This is a genomic window from Bradyrhizobium sp. Ce-3, from assembly GCF_022835695.1.
In the GTDB taxonomy this organism is placed as follows: domain Bacteria; phylum Pseudomonadota; class Alphaproteobacteria; order Rhizobiales; family Xanthobacteraceae; genus Bradyrhizobium.
Window position 1 is genome coordinate 274,256 of record NZ_BQUV01000007.1, and the last position, 14,270, is coordinate 288,525.

Annotated in this window: 12 protein-coding genes; 8 read left to right on the forward strand and 4 right to left on the reverse strand. The window is 64.6% G+C overall.

Annotated elements, in window-relative coordinates; all coding sequences use genetic code 11:
• Positions 1–73: 73 nt before the first annotated feature.
• Positions 74–889 carry an outer membrane lipoprotein carrier protein LolA gene (locus BRSPCE3_RS24750; protein ID WP_244068909.1) on the forward strand — a complete coding sequence of 272 codons (816 nt, stop codon included), beginning with the start codon at positions 74–76 and terminating at the stop codon, positions 887–889.
• A 91-nt stretch (positions 890–980) separates the two neighbouring features.
• Positions 981–1,796 carry an exodeoxyribonuclease III gene (locus BRSPCE3_RS24755; protein ID WP_244068910.1) on the forward strand — a complete coding sequence of 272 codons (816 nt, stop codon included), beginning with the start codon at positions 981–983 and terminating at the stop codon, positions 1,794–1,796.
• A 152-nt stretch (positions 1,797–1,948) separates the two neighbouring features.
• Here BRSPCE3_RS24755 and BRSPCE3_RS24760 read toward each other — a convergent pair whose 3' ends face one another.
• Both BRSPCE3_RS24760 and BRSPCE3_RS24765 read right to left on the reverse strand, forming a co-directional pair.
• Complete coding sequence (locus BRSPCE3_RS24760; RefSeq protein WP_050627983.1) at positions 1,949–2,389, reverse strand: Crp/Fnr family transcriptional regulator; 441 nt, start codon at positions 2,387–2,389, stop codon at positions 1,949–1,951.
• 57 nt (positions 2,390–2,446) lie between these two features.
• A complete protein-coding gene (locus tag BRSPCE3_RS24765; protein WP_016841446.1) occupies positions 2,447–3,133 on the reverse strand; it encodes a response regulator transcription factor in 687 nt (228 codons plus the stop codon).
• 242 nt (positions 3,134–3,375) lie between these two features.
• On the opposite strand from BRSPCE3_RS24765, the gene BRSPCE3_RS24770 reads away from it, so the two are divergent.
• Together BRSPCE3_RS24770 and BRSPCE3_RS24775 are read left to right on the forward strand one after the other, a co-directional pair.
• The gene (locus BRSPCE3_RS24770; protein ID WP_244068911.1) at positions 3,376–3,915 is read left to right on the forward strand and encodes a L,D-transpeptidase; all 540 of its coding nucleotides are present in this window, start codon (positions 3,376–3,378) and stop codon (positions 3,913–3,915) included.
• A gap of 100 nt (positions 3,916–4,015) precedes the next feature.
• Positions 4,016–4,801, forward strand: coding sequence for a 2-keto-4-pentenoate hydratase (locus tag BRSPCE3_RS24775; protein WP_244068912.1), 786 nt, complete (start codon positions 4,016–4,018; stop codon positions 4,799–4,801).
• 151 nt (positions 4,802–4,952) lie between these two features.
• Here the strand turns inward: BRSPCE3_RS24775 and BRSPCE3_RS24780 are convergent, their stop codons facing one another.
• On the reverse strand, positions 4,953–5,669 hold the full coding sequence (locus tag BRSPCE3_RS24780) for a YggS family pyridoxal phosphate-dependent enzyme (protein ID WP_244068914.1): 717 nt from the start codon (positions 5,667–5,669) through the stop codon (positions 4,953–4,955).
• Between the two features lie 108 nt (positions 5,670–5,777).
• On the opposite strand from BRSPCE3_RS24780, the gene BRSPCE3_RS24785 reads away from it, so the two are divergent.
• The 3 genes from BRSPCE3_RS24785 (at position 5,778) to BRSPCE3_RS24795 (ending at position 11,416) form a co-directional block, all read left to right on the forward strand.
• Complete coding sequence (locus tag BRSPCE3_RS24785; RefSeq protein ID WP_244068915.1) at positions 5,778–7,469, forward strand: diguanylate cyclase domain-containing protein; 1,692 nt, start codon at positions 5,778–5,780, stop codon at positions 7,467–7,469.
• Positions 7,470–7,688: 219 nt separating this feature from the next.
• Positions 7,689–8,552, forward strand: coding sequence for a hypothetical protein (locus BRSPCE3_RS24790; protein WP_244068916.1), 864 nt, complete (start codon positions 7,689–7,691; stop codon positions 8,550–8,552).
• Between the two features lie 260 nt (positions 8,553–8,812).
• Positions 8,813–11,416, forward strand: coding sequence for an MASE1 domain-containing protein (locus BRSPCE3_RS24795; RefSeq protein ID WP_244068917.1), 2,604 nt, complete (start codon positions 8,813–8,815; stop codon positions 11,414–11,416).
• Positions 11,417–11,650: 234 nt separating this feature from the next.
• Here BRSPCE3_RS24795 and BRSPCE3_RS24800 read toward each other — a convergent pair whose 3' ends face one another.
• Complete coding sequence (locus tag BRSPCE3_RS24800; protein ID WP_244068918.1) at positions 11,651–13,063, reverse strand: NAD(P)/FAD-dependent oxidoreductase; 1,413 nt, start codon at positions 13,061–13,063, stop codon at positions 11,651–11,653.
• A 198-nt stretch (positions 13,064–13,261) separates the two neighbouring features.
• Here BRSPCE3_RS24800 and BRSPCE3_RS24805 point away from each other — a divergent pair, with 198 nt between their 5' ends.
• Entirely contained in the window at positions 13,262–14,143 is an 882-nt protein-coding gene (locus tag BRSPCE3_RS24805; RefSeq protein ID WP_244068919.1) for a YiiX/YebB-like N1pC/P60 family cysteine hydrolase, read from the forward strand.
• The last annotated feature ends 127 nt before the right edge of the window (positions 14,144–14,270 follow it).

Here is a 14,270-nt window from a genome sequence, read left to right on the forward strand (position 1 = left end):
ATATCTCCCTCGGAAGAGGCGGGATAAAATCCGGCAAGCGGGACGAGCGTCGAACAGAGACCTGACATATCTGATGGCAAAATACCTCATTGACCGCGGCGCGCGCACTGCGCTGGCTCTTCTCGTCACCGCCGCGATCGCCGGCGGCGCGACTGCGCAGAATGCGCCGACGACGCCGAAACCCGCGCCCAAGGCCGCTGCGCCGAAGGCCAAGGACGCCGGTGCGCAGAGCAATGCGGACAAGGGTCCGACCACCACGGGCGCCACCCAGCCGCCGCCGGACCCGGTGATCCCCGATCCACGCCGCAACGTGCCGGCCAACATCTTCCAGACCTTCGATGCCAACCAGAAGGCGCAGGCCGCAAAGGTCTCGGCCTATTTGTCGTCGCTGCAGACGCTGGTCGGGAATTTCGTCCAGGTCGGCCCCGACGGCACCAAGACCAAGGGCGATTTCTACATCCAGAAGCCCGGCAAGCTGCGCTTCGAGTATGACAATCCGAGCACCATCGAGGTGATTGCCGACGGCTCGTCGGTTGCGGTGCGCGACCGCAGGCTCGCCACCCAGGACGTCTATCCGCTGTCGCAGACCCCGCTGCGCTATCTGCTGTCGGACCGTATCGACCTGATGAAGGACACCAACGTCGTCAGCGTCACCGCCGACGACGTGTTCGTCAGCATCACGATCGAGGAGAAGCAGGCGCTGGTCGGCACCAGCCGCTTCCTGCTGATGATCGGCGCCAAGGACGGCAAGCTCAAGCAGTGGACCGTCACCGATCCGCAGGGCTACGACACCACGGTTGCGGTCTACAATCTCGACGCGACGCAGAAGCCGGATCCCGGGCTGTTCAAGATCGACTTCACGACCTATCCGGGGTCTTCGCCGGGATAGGCGGGCTGCTTAGGATGGGTTAGCCCACCGGGTCCTTGCTTGTGGACAACGCGCCAATGCGCCGCGAGAACCGTGCTAAGACGCACCTCTCATGCGGTTCTCCGTCACCACCTGGAACATCAACTCGGTGCGCCTGCGCATCGACATCGTCGCCAAATTCCTGAAGAGCGCGCGGCCCGATGTGCTGTGCCTGCAGGAGACCAAATGCATCGACGATGCGTTTCCGCTGAAGCGCTTCAAGCGGCTCGGCTACGAGCACGTCGCGCTGAACGGGCAGAAGGGCTATCACGGCGTCGCCATCGTCTCGCGGCTGCCGTTCGAGACGACCGACATCAGAACGTTCTGCGACAAGATCGACTCACGGCACATTTCAGTGTCCTTCGGCGAGAAGGCGCAGCTGTCGAAGCCGCTGGTGCTGCATAATTTCTACGTGCCGGCCGGCGGCGACATTCCCGATCCCGCGCTCAACCCGAAGTTCGAGCACAAGCTGCAATTCCTCGACGAGATGAAGGCGTGCGAGCCGCTGCATCCGCGCGGCGACGACCGTCATATCCTGGTCGGCGACCTCAACGTCGCGCCGCATGAGAACGACGTGTGGTCGCACAAGCAGCTGTTGAAGGTGGTCTCGCACACCCCGGTCGAGACCGAGAAGCTGCTCGCCGCGCAAGCGCATGGCGAATGGTTCGACATCGCGCGCGAGCGGATCCCGATGTCGGAAAAGGTCTACACCTGGTGGAGCTATCGGGCCGCGGACTGGACCGTCGGCGACCGCGGCCGCCGGCTCGACCACATCTGGGTCTCGCGCGCGCTGAAGGATCACGTCAGCGACTTCAGGATCACCCGCGACGCCCGCAGCTGGGAACGGCCGTCGGATCATGTGCCGGTGACGGCGGTGATGGAGGTTTAGTTCTCAATCAAAGGAGCAACTGTGCTCCGTCATCCGGAGGAGCGCGGAACGCGCGTCTCGAAGGATGAATCGGCCCGGCTGGTGGCCGTCGACCCTTCGAGGCTCGCTGCGCTCGCACCTCAGGGTGACGGGTCAATGACGTTGCGGAACGATTACGTGCTCAGCTTCCCGCCCGCCATCAGGATATCGCTCGCCAGCTGGCTCGTCCGCAGCGCGAGTTCGTCGCGCAGGCGGCGTGCGGCGGCGGGGTCGCTTTCCAGCACGCGCTGGAACAGGCTGCGCGCGACGCGGATCACCGAGCCGCGCTCCAGCGCTGTGGCGGTCGACGGCCGCTTCATCGCGACGATCAATGCGAGTTCGCCGATCAGCGCACCGGGGCCGGCGATGATCTCGGCGCCGCCCTCTTCGACCCGGAAGGTGCCGCGCTGCACGACATAGCCGGCGTCCGCGGTGTCGCCGGTCTTGAACAGCACTTCGCCTGCGTTGAAGTCGCGTTGCTCGGAGCCGATCGCCAGCATGCGCAAGGAGCTGTCGCCCAACAGACGCATCGTCGGGACCCGCTCGAGCAGGGCTACGTCATCATCGATCGACATTCAGGTCCGGTAACCGCGGTGCGCCTCGATTTCACGAATCGTTGAGCGCGAAGCGTATCACGGCACCAGCTTGTAGCCACCGGCTTCCGTGACCAGGATTTCCGGGTTGGCGGCGTCCTTCTCGATCTTCTGGCGGAGGCGGTAGATGTGGGTTTCCAGCGTGTGGGTGGTGACGCCGGAATTGTAGCCCCAGACTTCCTGGAGCAGGGTCTCGCGCGACACCGGCATCTGGCCGGCGCGGTAGAGGAAGCGCAGGATCGCGGTTTCCTTCTCGGTCAGCCGCACCTTGCGGGCATTGGCGCCGGTGAGCATCTTCGAGCCGGGCCGGAATGAATACGGGCCGACCGAGAACACCGCGTCCTCGCTGGCCTCGTGCTGCCGCAGCTGCGCGCGGATCCGGGCCAGCAGCACCGCGAAACGGAACGGCTTGGCCACGTAGTCGTTGGCGCCGCTTTCGAGGCCCAGGATGGTGTCGGAATCGGTGTCGTGCCCGGTCAGCATGATGATCGGGGCCTTGAAGCCGCCCTTGCGCAGGCTGCGCACCACCTCACGGCCGTCGGTATCAGGCAGGCCGACATCCATCAGGACCAGATCGGGGGAATTGGCTTTGGCGGCAGTGGCGCCCTTGGCGCCGGTGTCGACTGCGGAGGCTTCGAATTCCTCGTGCAGGGACAGCTGCTCGACCAGCGTATCGCGCAGATCGGTATCGTCATCCACGATCAAGATCTTGCGGGCATTGGCCATAGGTACAATCCTTTGGGGGCGGGGCGGTCAGAAGCGGAAGGCGCTTATGGCCGTAGCATCGGCTAGATATCGTCACAGGTAGGCGATTGTTACCGATTCACAAGGCAACGCAGTCTACCCCAAATCCGGCGGGGCAGGACGTGAATGTCCTGTAATGCCGGGAGATAGAATGTTTGGGGCTCACAAGGCAAGTTCAGTTTGGAATGATTCTTAGGGGAAGATCAGCTATTTCAATCACTTATATGACAGCGAAATGTGATCGTCCGCTCTCCGCCATCGAGGTCCGCGCGGCTGCCGGCGACCCGCGCCGGGGCTGGCTGACGGCCGACGGCTGGACCGTTCCGGTGGCGCTCGGACGCGGCGGAATCCTCGCCAACAAGCGCGAGGGCGACGGCGGCACGCCGCGCGGCATCTTCCATCCGCGGCAGCTCTGGTGGCGCGCCGACCGCCACCGGCGCCCGGTGACGTTGCTGCCGGCCCGGCCGATCCGGCGCGAGGACGCCTGGTGCGAGGATCCCGCGGACCGCCATTACAACCAGCCGATCCGGCTCGAGCGGGCGCAGGCCGGCGACCGCCTCACCCGCGAGGACCATCTCTACGATTTCATTATCGAGATCGACCACAACGCCGCCCCGCGCATCGCGGGCCGCGGCAGCGCCGTGTTCCTGCATCTGGCGCGGCCGAATTTCGCGCCGACCGCCGGCTGCGTCTCGATGACGAAGGCATCGATGCTGCGGCTGTTGCGGCGGATGTCGCCGCGGACCAGGATCATCATCGGGTAAAGTTGTCGAATAGCAGAGCATCGGTTTCCCCACGCGACAAGCGCGACGCGTTTGTGCTGAGATCGCGCACAACACAAAATAATTCCCGGGGAGCGAAAGCATGCTCGACAACAACCAGATCGCCGCCGCCGCAAAGGTCCTGCACGAGCACTGGCTCGCCGGCACAAAACTCGGCGCACTCGATGGCGCGATGCGGCCGCGCGATCGCGCCGAGGGCTATGCGGTGCAGGCTCAACTGGAAAAGACGTCGCGCGAAAAACTGTTCGGCTGGAAGATCGCGGCGACCAGCGCGGCCGGCCAGAAGCACATCAATGTCGCCGGACCGCTGGCCGGGCGCATCCTCGCGGAGACGTTGATACCCGGCGGCGGCACCGCGTCGATGAAGGGCAACGAGATGCGCGTCGGTGAGCCGGAGTACGCCTTCCGCATGGCACGCGATCTCGCGCCGCGCAGCACGCCCTACAGCGTGCAGGAGGTGCTCGATGCCGTCGGCACGCTGCATCCGGCGATCGAGATTCCGGATTCGCGTTTCGCCGATTTCGTCTCCGCCGGCGAAGCACAGCTGATCGCCGACAATGCCTGCGCCCATCTGTTCGTGCTCGGGCCTGCGACATCGGCCGACTGGCGCGCGATCGATCTGGTCGAGGAGCGCCCGACCATCACGCTGCGCGGCGAGCGCTACACCGGCCACGGCAAGAACGTGCTCGGCGATCCCCGCGCCGCGCTCGCCTGGTGCGCCAACGAGCTGCGCGCGCTCGGGCTGACATTGCGGGCAGGGCAAGTCGTCACCACCGGCACCTGCCATCCGCCGCTGCCGATCCAGGCCGGCGATGTGTTCGCTGCCGATTTCGGCGCGATCGGGAAGGTGTCGGTGAAATTCGCCTAGGCGCTGCAGTCACCGCACACACCAGTGTCGTCCCGGCGAAGGCCGGGACCCATAACCACCGCTGTCGATTGCAAGATGAATGTCTCGCCGCGTGCCCTTTGCGATGGCCGCGGAGTATGGGTCCTGGCTTTCGCCAGGACGACGACGACGGTCAGTTATGCACCACCGTCCGCGTGCCGAAGATCGCCGAGCCCACCCGCACATGGGTCGCGCCCATCTGGATCGCCACCGCGAAATCCGCGCTCATGCCCATCGAGAGATTTTTCAGCCCGTTGCGCGCGGCGATCTTTGCGCAGAGGGCGAAATGCGGCGCCGGCGCCTGGTCGACCGGCGGGATGCACATCAGTCCTGAAATCTGCAGGCCATAAGTCTCGCGGCACGCCGCGATGAAGGCATCGGCGTCCTGCGGCGCGACGCCGGCCTTCTGCGGCTCCTCGCCGGTATTGATCTGGACGAACAGTTCCGGGGCCTTCCCCTGATTTTTGATTTCCTTGGCTAACGCTTCGCAAATGCTGGTGCGATCGACCGAATGGATCGCGTCGAACAACGCGACCGCCTCCTTGGCCTTGTTCGACTGCAGCGGCCCGATCAGATGCAGCTTTAGCCCGGGATGAGCCTCGGTCAGCGTAGGCCACTTGCCCTTGGCCTCCTGCACGCGATTTTCGCCAAATACGCGCTGTCCGGCGCCGATAATCGGCAAAATTGCGTCGGCCGCGAATGTCTTCGACACCGCGATCAGCGTCACCGAGGCGCGGTCGCGCCGTGCCTCCTTGCAGGCGTGCGCGATCTCCCGCTCCACGGCGGCAAGGCCGGAGGCAGGATCATGTGGTGAATCAGCCGATAACGGCGCGGTCGGGCTTTGTGTCATGCTTGTGCCGTTCTCTGACAGGTGCGGGGGTTGGCTCGAATTTTACCAAATTCGGGAAAGGCTTTTTGAAGCCCTTCATTTTACCCTGCGCACGGGCAAGGGAATAGAATGTCGGGCGTCACTTTCAACCGCAACCGGGTCAGACTCAAGAAGGTTCTGGGAATTCGTGCCCGGTTGGCCTTGCTTGCGCTGATGCTGGTCGCCCCCCTGATGCTCGACCGCGTCCGCACGCTGGAGGATTACCGCAGCAAGCAGATCGCGCAGGCCGCGGCGGGCTATGCCAACCTCACCGCGCACGCCGCCGAAACCCAGCGCGAAGTGGTCTCCTCGGTCGAGACCATGCTGAAATCCGCCGCCTATATCCGCGCCTCCGGCGGCATCGCCCAGAGCTGCGAGGTGCTGCGCGCCAGCCTGCCGACCGTGCTGCCCTGGATCCGCAGCATCATGTTCGTCTCCCGGGACGGGCTGGTGCAGTGCTCCACGCTCAACACCCAGGTCGGGCTCAATGTCGGCGACCGCGAGTATTTCAAGAAGGCGCAGGACAACCGCGGCTTCGTGTTCAGCGACTATCTGCGCGGCCGGACCAACGGCCGGCCGATGATGATGGCCGCCTATCCGGTGGCCGCGATCAATCCGGAGCTGGATTCGGTCGTCGTCGCCGGCATCAACATCGACTGGCTGTCGCAGATCATGGCCAATCTCGGCGGCCAGCCCGGCATGTCGGCCGTTCTCGTCGACTCCACCGGAGTCGTGGTTGCAGCCCCGGCCGATCAGGCCAGCCTGATCGGCCGCTCGCTCGACACCATCCCGCTGATGGCCGCGATCGCGGAAAAGGCGCTGAGCTACGACGAGCCCTCCGGCTCGGTGTCGTTCACGGCGTCCGACGGCGCGCAGCGCACGCTGAGCTTCGCCCGCATCGCGGGCACGCAGTCGCGGCTGATCGTCAGCATGGACGAGGCCAAGGTGACGGCGGCGATCAACCGCGATATCCGCACCGCCTATCTGCAGCTCGGCTTCGTCTGCCTGTTCGTTCTGCTGGGCGCCCTGGTCGGTGCGGAGCGGCTCGTGATCCACCCGATCGAGCTGATGACCGGCATGGCGCGGCGGTTCGGCGAGGGCGACTGGTCGGCGCGCGTCGCCAAGCACAAGCTGCCGTCGGAATTCGTCCCTCTGGCGCGCGCCTTCAACGCGATGGCGGCGCAGCTCAGCCAGCGCGAGCGCGAGCTGGTCGCCTCCAACGATCGCCTCACCGTGATGGCGTCGATCGACGCGCTGTCCGGCCTGGCCAACCGCCGCGGCTTCCAGAGCCGGCTCGATTTCGAGTGGATGCGGGCGCAGCAGTATGAATGCGAGCTGTCGCTGATGATGATCGATGTCGATCACTTCAAGCTCTACAACGACACCTACGGCCATCCCGAAGGCGACGCCTGCCTGACCAGGATCGGCGAGGTGCTGTCCGGAATCGCCGCCGACACGATGGGCTTCGCCGGCCGCTACGGCGGCGAGGAGTTCTGCCTGTTGCTGCCGAACACCGACGCCGCGCATGCGCTCGCGATCGGCGAGACCGTGCGCACCGCGGTGCTCGGCCTCGCCGTGCCGCATGCCTCCTCGAGCCATTGCGTCGTCACCGTCAGCATCGGCATCGCCACGACCAAGCCGAACGAGACCCAGCGCCCCGGCGACCTGATCGAAGCCGCCGACGCCGCCCTCTACGCCGCCAAGCGCCGCGGCCGCAACGCCGTGATCGAGCACGGCTTCCTGCAGACGCTCGATGAAGCCGGGATGGCACTGGCGAGCTGAGCGTATCGCCGCACAAGGCGGATCAGCCCATCACCCCAGGCGGGCCTGCCGCCCGGCCAGGCCGGAGCCGGTATCCCCCGGCATTATCACCAGACCTCAATCGCGCTATGATCCGGCCATTCTTTGGACAAGACTGGTGGGAGTGCTGAGAGCTGACCGACCCTAACGGATAGCCGAGTTGGCACCCCTGGGTGACATTGGACGGAAAGGGAAACGCCAGTGACCTCCACACCCACTCCAAACCCAGTCGAATCGAGCGATAGCCCGGCCGCGCCCGCCGACGAGAAGCTCGCGGAAGTCCACAAGCAGATCACCAGCGCCAACGAAGACCTCACGCGCTTGAGTGAACAGCTTGCAAGAATGGAGCGCGACGCCGCGTCCCCGCCTCCGGCGCAACCTGCCCCGCCCGCGGTCGGACCTAATCCAGCTCCCTCCGACCCAGGCCCTGCCTCTTCCGGACCTGTCTCGCAGTCGCCGCGCCGAATGCCGCGCTTTCGCGCCCTCGCGGGCTTGTCGCTGGCAGCCTGTATCGTCGTCGCTGCACTGGCTCTGCACTCGTCTTATGGCAGGAGTGCCAAGCTGGCTGTCGCCCGTTGGGTGCCGCAGCTCGCTTCAACGCCATCATCGCCCCCGGATGATCCGCCGCTTGCGGCACAGCCTGCTCCGGCCACCGTTCAGGTCGCCGCGGCAGACGCCGCTCCGCCCCAAGCGACGCCCCCGGTTCAGACCCCGCCGCCGCAGGACGCCGCCCCGCCGGCCAACACAGCTCCTCCCGACCAGACCCAGCTGCTGCAAGCGATCGCGCGCGACCTCGCAAACGTGGAGCGGAATATCGAACAGCTCAAGGCGGACCAGCAACAAGCGGCCCGCGAGAACGCCAAAGCCATTGAGGAACTCAAGGCGAGCCAGGAAGACATGAAACGGGCGCTCGCGAAGGTTTCCGAGCCGAAGCCATTACCCGTACCGGCGCCGCCGGCTCCGGCCGCGCGCAAGCCCGAGCGGACGCCTCAGCCGCCCTACGCAAGAGCGCGGCCTCCGATGCCAAGGGAGATGCCAAGGGAGTGGCTGTACGACGACTGGTGACCGTCGATGCAATGATCGTCGGTCGTTTCGGCCCCTGCGCGCCACAGCTATTAGGTCAATGGTATTACCCGATAGCCCGTCGTTCCGAAGTTGGCCAGCGTCCCTCTACTCATCATCGTGCGGCCATGCTTTGGTCAAAACTGCGTTGAGTGCTTGGGGAACTTCGACGTCGTGACAATGCGATTCGCCTCTTTTGGTGACCCTGGATCAGGGGACAGGTCGCCACAGCATTCCTAAGATGCCCGCTGCAAAGGCTAGCGATGGAAAGGGCAAGGTTCGACAGAGCCAAAATTCTCGCTTTTGGCGACGCGCGGAGCATTGTGACCTGCGCGGTCGAAATCCTGATCATTGCCGCGATCTATGGCGGCCTTGCCGAAGCCGCGCGGCTCGTTCCCGCGATCAATCCAGCCGCGACACCACTCTGGCCGCCGACCGGGCTTGCGCTCGCACTGGTCCTGCTGCGCGGTCACCGGATCTGGCCGGCGATCCTGGCGGGAGCCGTCGTTCCCTACCTTATGGCCGACCGATCGTTGCTGGAGTTTGCCGCCGCCGGGATCGGCAGCCTGCTTGCTGCATTTGCCGGGGCATGGCTGATCGACCGCTGGTCGAACGGTCGCCGGACCTTTGCCACGCCTGTCGGTGTCCTAAAGTTTGCAATCATTTGCTTTGCGCCGACCACGATCATCAGTTCGGCCATCGCCCTGGCCGGCTTCACGCTCGCCAACGAAACGAGCCTTCCCGATTCCATCGCCGCCGGGGTCACCTGGTGGCTTGCGGACGCTGCAGGCTGCCTGGTGATTGCTCCGGTCGTCGTGCTCTGGGCGACGATGCCCCTTCGCATTTCCTCCAAATGGAATCTCCTGGAGTCGATCGCAGTCCCCGCTCTCGCTGCCATCATCGGGATCGTTGCTTACAGCCCGCTCATCGGCAGCGACCTCATCAGCACCAACCTCGACGTGTCGCTTCCGCATCGGAGCCTTCTGGGCTTTCTGGTTTTACTACCCCTGATCTGGGCCGGCCTGCGCGGCGATCGACGCACCGTGTCGACGGCTGCGTTCATTTTTGTCGGAGTGGCCGTGTGGGGGTTCTCGGCGGGGAATGATCCATTTCCAAAAATCGATCCGAATGGCGCATTGCTATCCTTGCTGGTGCTTTCGATCATCGTATCGGCGCCTCCCCTTGCCCTGGCAGCCGCAATTGCAACGCGCCAGAGCACGGAAGCGCGTCTCCTTTCTGTTCAGGACCAACTGAACGGTCAACTTGAGCGGAAAGCCTTGGCGCTCGACAGCATCAGGCGGCACTTCCAAACCCTTATCGAAGGTGTCGTCGACTATGCAATCTTTGCGCTTGATAGAGAGGGACACGTCACGAGCTGGAACAGCACCGCGCAAAAGATCATCGGCTACACTTCGGAAGAAATCATCGGCAAGCATTTTGGAATATTCTATCGGCCGGATGAACGCCGCGCGGGTTCACCGGCACACGCGCTGGAGACGGCAATCGAACGGGGCAAGTACGACGTTGAGGGTTGGCGCATCAGAAAGAATGGTACGCCGTTCTTCATCACGGGCTCGGTCTCGTCGAGCCATGATGACGCAGGAAATCTGATCGGCTTCATTAGCATTCTGCGGGACGCAACCGAGCGACGCGACGCGGAGGAGAAGCTTGTCCAGGCACGCGAACAGCTCGCGATGTCGCAGAAAATGGAGGCAATCGGCAAGCTGACCGGCGGGATTGCACACGACTTCAACAATCTATTGATGATCATCGGAGGCAGCGCTCAGATCTTCACGCGCCTGCTTGATCCGAAACTGCCCAAAGCAATCGAAGCCATCCAGACCGCGGCGAAACGCGGCGAGAGCCTCACACGCCAATTGTTGACGTTCTCTCGTCACCAGCATCTCAGCCCGACGGTCGTCGACCTGAATGCGTCCATCAAGAACATGCGGACGATGATCGAGAGCTCGTTGCGCGGGAACATCGTGTACAACGAGAACGTCGGCGAGGGCGTCGCGTCGATCAAGGTGGACCTCGCCGAGCTGGAGCTTGCGATCGTCAACATCGCCGTCAACGCGCGCGATGCAATGCCGAGCGGCGGCACCTTCACCTTGTCCGTCCATGCGGTGACCGCGAACCAGGAAACCAGCGGCGATCGCCGTGAAAAGGCCTACTTTGCGATCGCGCTTGGCGATACCGGCACCGGTATTCCGCCCAATCTTCTGTCCAAGATGTTCGATCCGTTTTTCACGACCAAGGAGGTCGGTAAGGGGACCGGGCTCGGCCTGTCCCAGGTCTATGGTTTTGCCCATCAGGCCGGTGGAACGGTGACGGCAGACAGCAAGGTTGGGCAGGGAACAACGATTACGATCTACTTGCCGTCCAGTGCAGACGAACAAACCGCCGGTAAGGACCTCGCCGCCGCCAGAGCAAGACCGAAGCAGCCGCAGCGGCAGACGGTTCTCGTTGTCGACGACAGCCCTGAAGTGGCGGATGTGACATCATCGCTGTTCGAGCATCTGGGTTACGAAACCATCTATCGGGATTCGGCCGAAGCGGCGTTGAAATTGCTCGATGCCGGCACGAGGATCGATCTCGTCTTCAGCGATATCGTCATGCCGGGAACCATCGATGGCGTCGGGCTCGCGAGAGAAGTGCGGTCGCGGTACCCGGGTTTGCCGATCGCCCTTACGACCGGCTACAGCGATGCTGCAAATGCGGCACCGCCAAGTCTGAAGATACTCCGCAAGCCGTTCGACACTGAGGCACTCAGAGATTTTATCCAGGATCTTGCACCGCCGAGATCGGCGCGCTCTTCCGTCGTACCTTTGGCGTCAAACACGTCCGACGCTTCGCGCAGACATTGATCGACCGCCATCGCGGGCACTGATCGGCGGTGCCGACGCGGTGATCGAGCGCGGATTGGAGACGTTGGACGAAGCCGGGATGACACTGGCGGGCTGCGCAGCTCCTCCTTCGTCATTCCGGGGCTCGCGAAGCGCGAGCCCTGCGGGCTGCCCCGGAATGACGAGGCGGCTTTCCTGTTGCGAGGCGAACTTCAGTCACGCTATCGCGCCATGGAGCCCGACCTCACCCTTCCATCAATTCATCGGCCCGGCCGAACGCGGCGACGCGCGGCGCTTGTGTTTTGCGGGAGGTGCCGCGGGCTCCGGCGTCGCTTCCTTCACGCCGCCGATCCTGCGCAGCGCGGCGTCGGCGGCGCGCTCGCCGCTGTCCCAGGCGCCGTCGACCGTGCCCCACAGCGTCTCATGTGTGGCCTCGCCCGCGAGATACATCGCGCCGATCGGCTCGCTCAAAATCCTGCGCGAGAATTGCGCGCCTGGCGCTGCGGCCGACATTGCGCCTTGAACGAAGGGCTGTGCATTCCAGCGCGTCGCGCTGGTCTTCTTCACGGCGGCGCCGACCTCGCTGCCGTAGAGCCTGGTCAGCCATTCCACCGCGAACGCCGCCATCGCCTTCTCGCCCTGCGCCGACAGATCGCGGCCGAACGAGCCGGCGACGTCGATCGTGCACAGCGAGGAGCCGGCGATATTGCCGTAGAGCAGCGCGGTCCTGGCCGAATTGCTCTGCTCGATGATGACGTCGTCGCGTGACAGCCCGAGCGGATTGCCGGGGATCTGCAGCGCGATGCGGTCGTAGCTGCCGAGCGTCAGCTTCGCGGCGGCATCGAGCGCGCGCTTCGGCAGCTCGGGCGTAAACTTGATACTGCCGCTCGCGAGCACGTTGCTCGACACCGTGACGATGGCGGCGCGCGCCGTGATCTTGCCGGCGGGCGTCTCGACCATCACGTCGCGATTGCTCCACAGGATGCGCTGCGCCGGCGTCGACAGCACCAGCGGCAACCCCTCGCCGAGCTTTGCGATCAGCGCGCCGAGCCCCTGCCGGCAGGCGATCGCGGTGTTGCGATCCTGCGCGCGCACCTTGTCGACGGCGGACAGGTCCTTCAGATCCTTGCCGCTGAAATTGGCGCCGAGCAGGAATTCCGCGGTGCCGGTCCAATCGCCGAGATCCTTCGGCATCGCGGCGGCGCAGGCAATATCGGCCCTCCGCGAGGCATCGTCGACGGCGCGATTGGCGCGCACCAGCGCCGCCAGAAATTCCTCGGTCTCGCCGGGACGGGCGTAGCGCCGGCCGATGCGGATCTTCTGGCCCGCCGGCGCCGTGACGATGTCGAGGCCCGCGGAGCGCGCCAGCCGGATCATCGGATTGGTTTCGGGATTGTGCATCCAGCGCGCGCCGCGATCGAACGGCGCGTCGAAGGTCGATGCATCGGTCTGGCAGCGGCCGCCGAGCTGGCCCGATGCTTCCACCACGATCACTTTGCGGTTTGCGGCAGCGATCCGTCGCGCCGCGGCAATGCCCGCGGCCCCGGCGCCGATCACGACGATGTCGGCCTCGCGCGGCGGCGGCGCAGCAAGGACCGGTCCGCCCAGAGCGGGCGCCAGTGCAAGAGCAGCCGACGCCGACAGGAAATCGCGGCGGGTCACTGGCATGGCTTAGCTTCTGGCATGGTTTCCGGGGACTTGCAGGAAATGGGAACGCTTCGCGAACTGTGCCGCATCTCACCGACCGCAGCAACACTCATGGTAAATCAATCATGATTGATCCGGAGATGGCATGAACTAAATTGCAACGGCTTGCGACCATGATTAGGTCAAACGAAGCGGTCGTAGAACCGCTGGGGGGAATCCATGGGCGTAATGCTCGATACCGTCGGTAAATGGATCGCGGGGTACCTGCAGAAGGAGGTCCCCGGTTACGAGCCGTTCACGCCGAGCGACCCGGACCATCTGCGGAGCATCATGCAGCCCGGCGATGTGCTGCTGGTCGAAGGCAACAACCGCATTTCCGGCATCATCAAATACCTCACGCAATCGACCTGGTCGCACGCCGCGCTGTTCGTCGGACCGATCGACGGCGCGTTCGAGCCCGATGGCGAACAGCATGTGCTGATCGAGGCCAATATCGGCGAGGGCGTGACCTCGGCACCGCTATCGAAATATCTCGCCTATCACACCCGGCTCTGCCGTCCGGTCGGTCTGTCCTACGAGGACCGCACCACGGTGTGCCGCTACGCCATCAACCGCATCGGCTTCGGCTACGACACCAAGAACATCGTCGATCTGGCGCGCTTCCTGTTTCCGCTGCCGATCCCGCAGCGCTGGCGCCGCCGCATGATCGCGTTCGGCTCCGGCGATCCGACCAAGATCATCTGCTCGGCGCTGATCGCGCAGGCGTTCGACGCCGTGCGCTATCCGATCCTGCCCAAGATCACGCGCGCCGCCAGCCGCAAGGCGCGCCGCGAGATCCTGCACATCCGCGATTCCTCGCTCTACATGCCGCGCGACTTCGACATCTCGCCCTATTTCGAAGTCGTCAAACCCACCATCGTGCACGGTTTCGACTACACGGCCCTGCACTGGGCCGACAAGCAGAAGCCGCTCCAGGAGGTAGCCGGCGAATTCAGCGTGTTTCCAGAGCACAGGTCGCCGCCGCTTGTTCCTGAAGCGATTGACGAAGAGACGGCGCTTCCGGCTGCGGAAATGACCGCGGCAGAGTCCGCGCCGGTGTGACCAGCGCCGATGCCAGGCCCGCCCTGCCGGGCGGCGGTCGTGTCAACCATGATCTGGATTCCTTCTAGGCATCCGGCTTCGTCGTTGAGTTCTCGCTGCTGCATTACTAGGGTGCGCGCGCTTCAGT

Coding starts and splice junctions, on each gene's coding strand:
- BRSPCE3_RS24805 (WP_244068919.1), top strand. CDS start 13,262: ATGGGCGTAATGCTCGATACCGTCGGTAAATGGATCGCGGGGTACCTG.
- BRSPCE3_RS24780 (WP_244068914.1), bottom strand. CDS start 5,669: ATGACACAAAGCCCGACCGCGCCGTTATCGGCTGATTCACCACATGAT.
- BRSPCE3_RS24770 (WP_244068911.1), top strand. CDS start 3,376: ATGACAGCGAAATGTGATCGTCCGCTCTCCGCCATCGAGGTCCGCGCG.
- BRSPCE3_RS24775 (WP_244068912.1), top strand. CDS start 4,016: ATGCTCGACAACAACCAGATCGCCGCCGCCGCAAAGGTCCTGCACGAG.
- BRSPCE3_RS24785 (WP_244068915.1), top strand. CDS start 5,778: ATGTCGGGCGTCACTTTCAACCGCAACCGGGTCAGACTCAAGAAGGTT.
- BRSPCE3_RS24755 (WP_244068910.1), top strand. CDS start 981: ATGCGGTTCTCCGTCACCACCTGGAACATCAACTCGGTGCGCCTGCGC.
- BRSPCE3_RS24750 (WP_244068909.1), top strand. CDS start 74: ATGGCAAAATACCTCATTGACCGCGGCGCGCGCACTGCGCTGGCTCTT.
- BRSPCE3_RS24800 (WP_244068918.1), bottom strand. CDS start 13,063: ATGCCAGTGACCCGCCGCGATTTCCTGTCGGCGTCGGCTGCTCTTGCA.
- BRSPCE3_RS24760 (WP_050627983.1), bottom strand. CDS start 2,389: ATGTCGATCGATGATGACGTAGCCCTGCTCGAGCGGGTCCCGACGATG.
- BRSPCE3_RS24765 (WP_016841446.1), bottom strand. CDS start 3,133: ATGGCCAATGCCCGCAAGATCTTGATCGTGGATGACGATACCGATCTG.
- BRSPCE3_RS24795 (WP_244068917.1), top strand. CDS start 8,813: ATGGAAAGGGCAAGGTTCGACAGAGCCAAAATTCTCGCTTTTGGCGAC.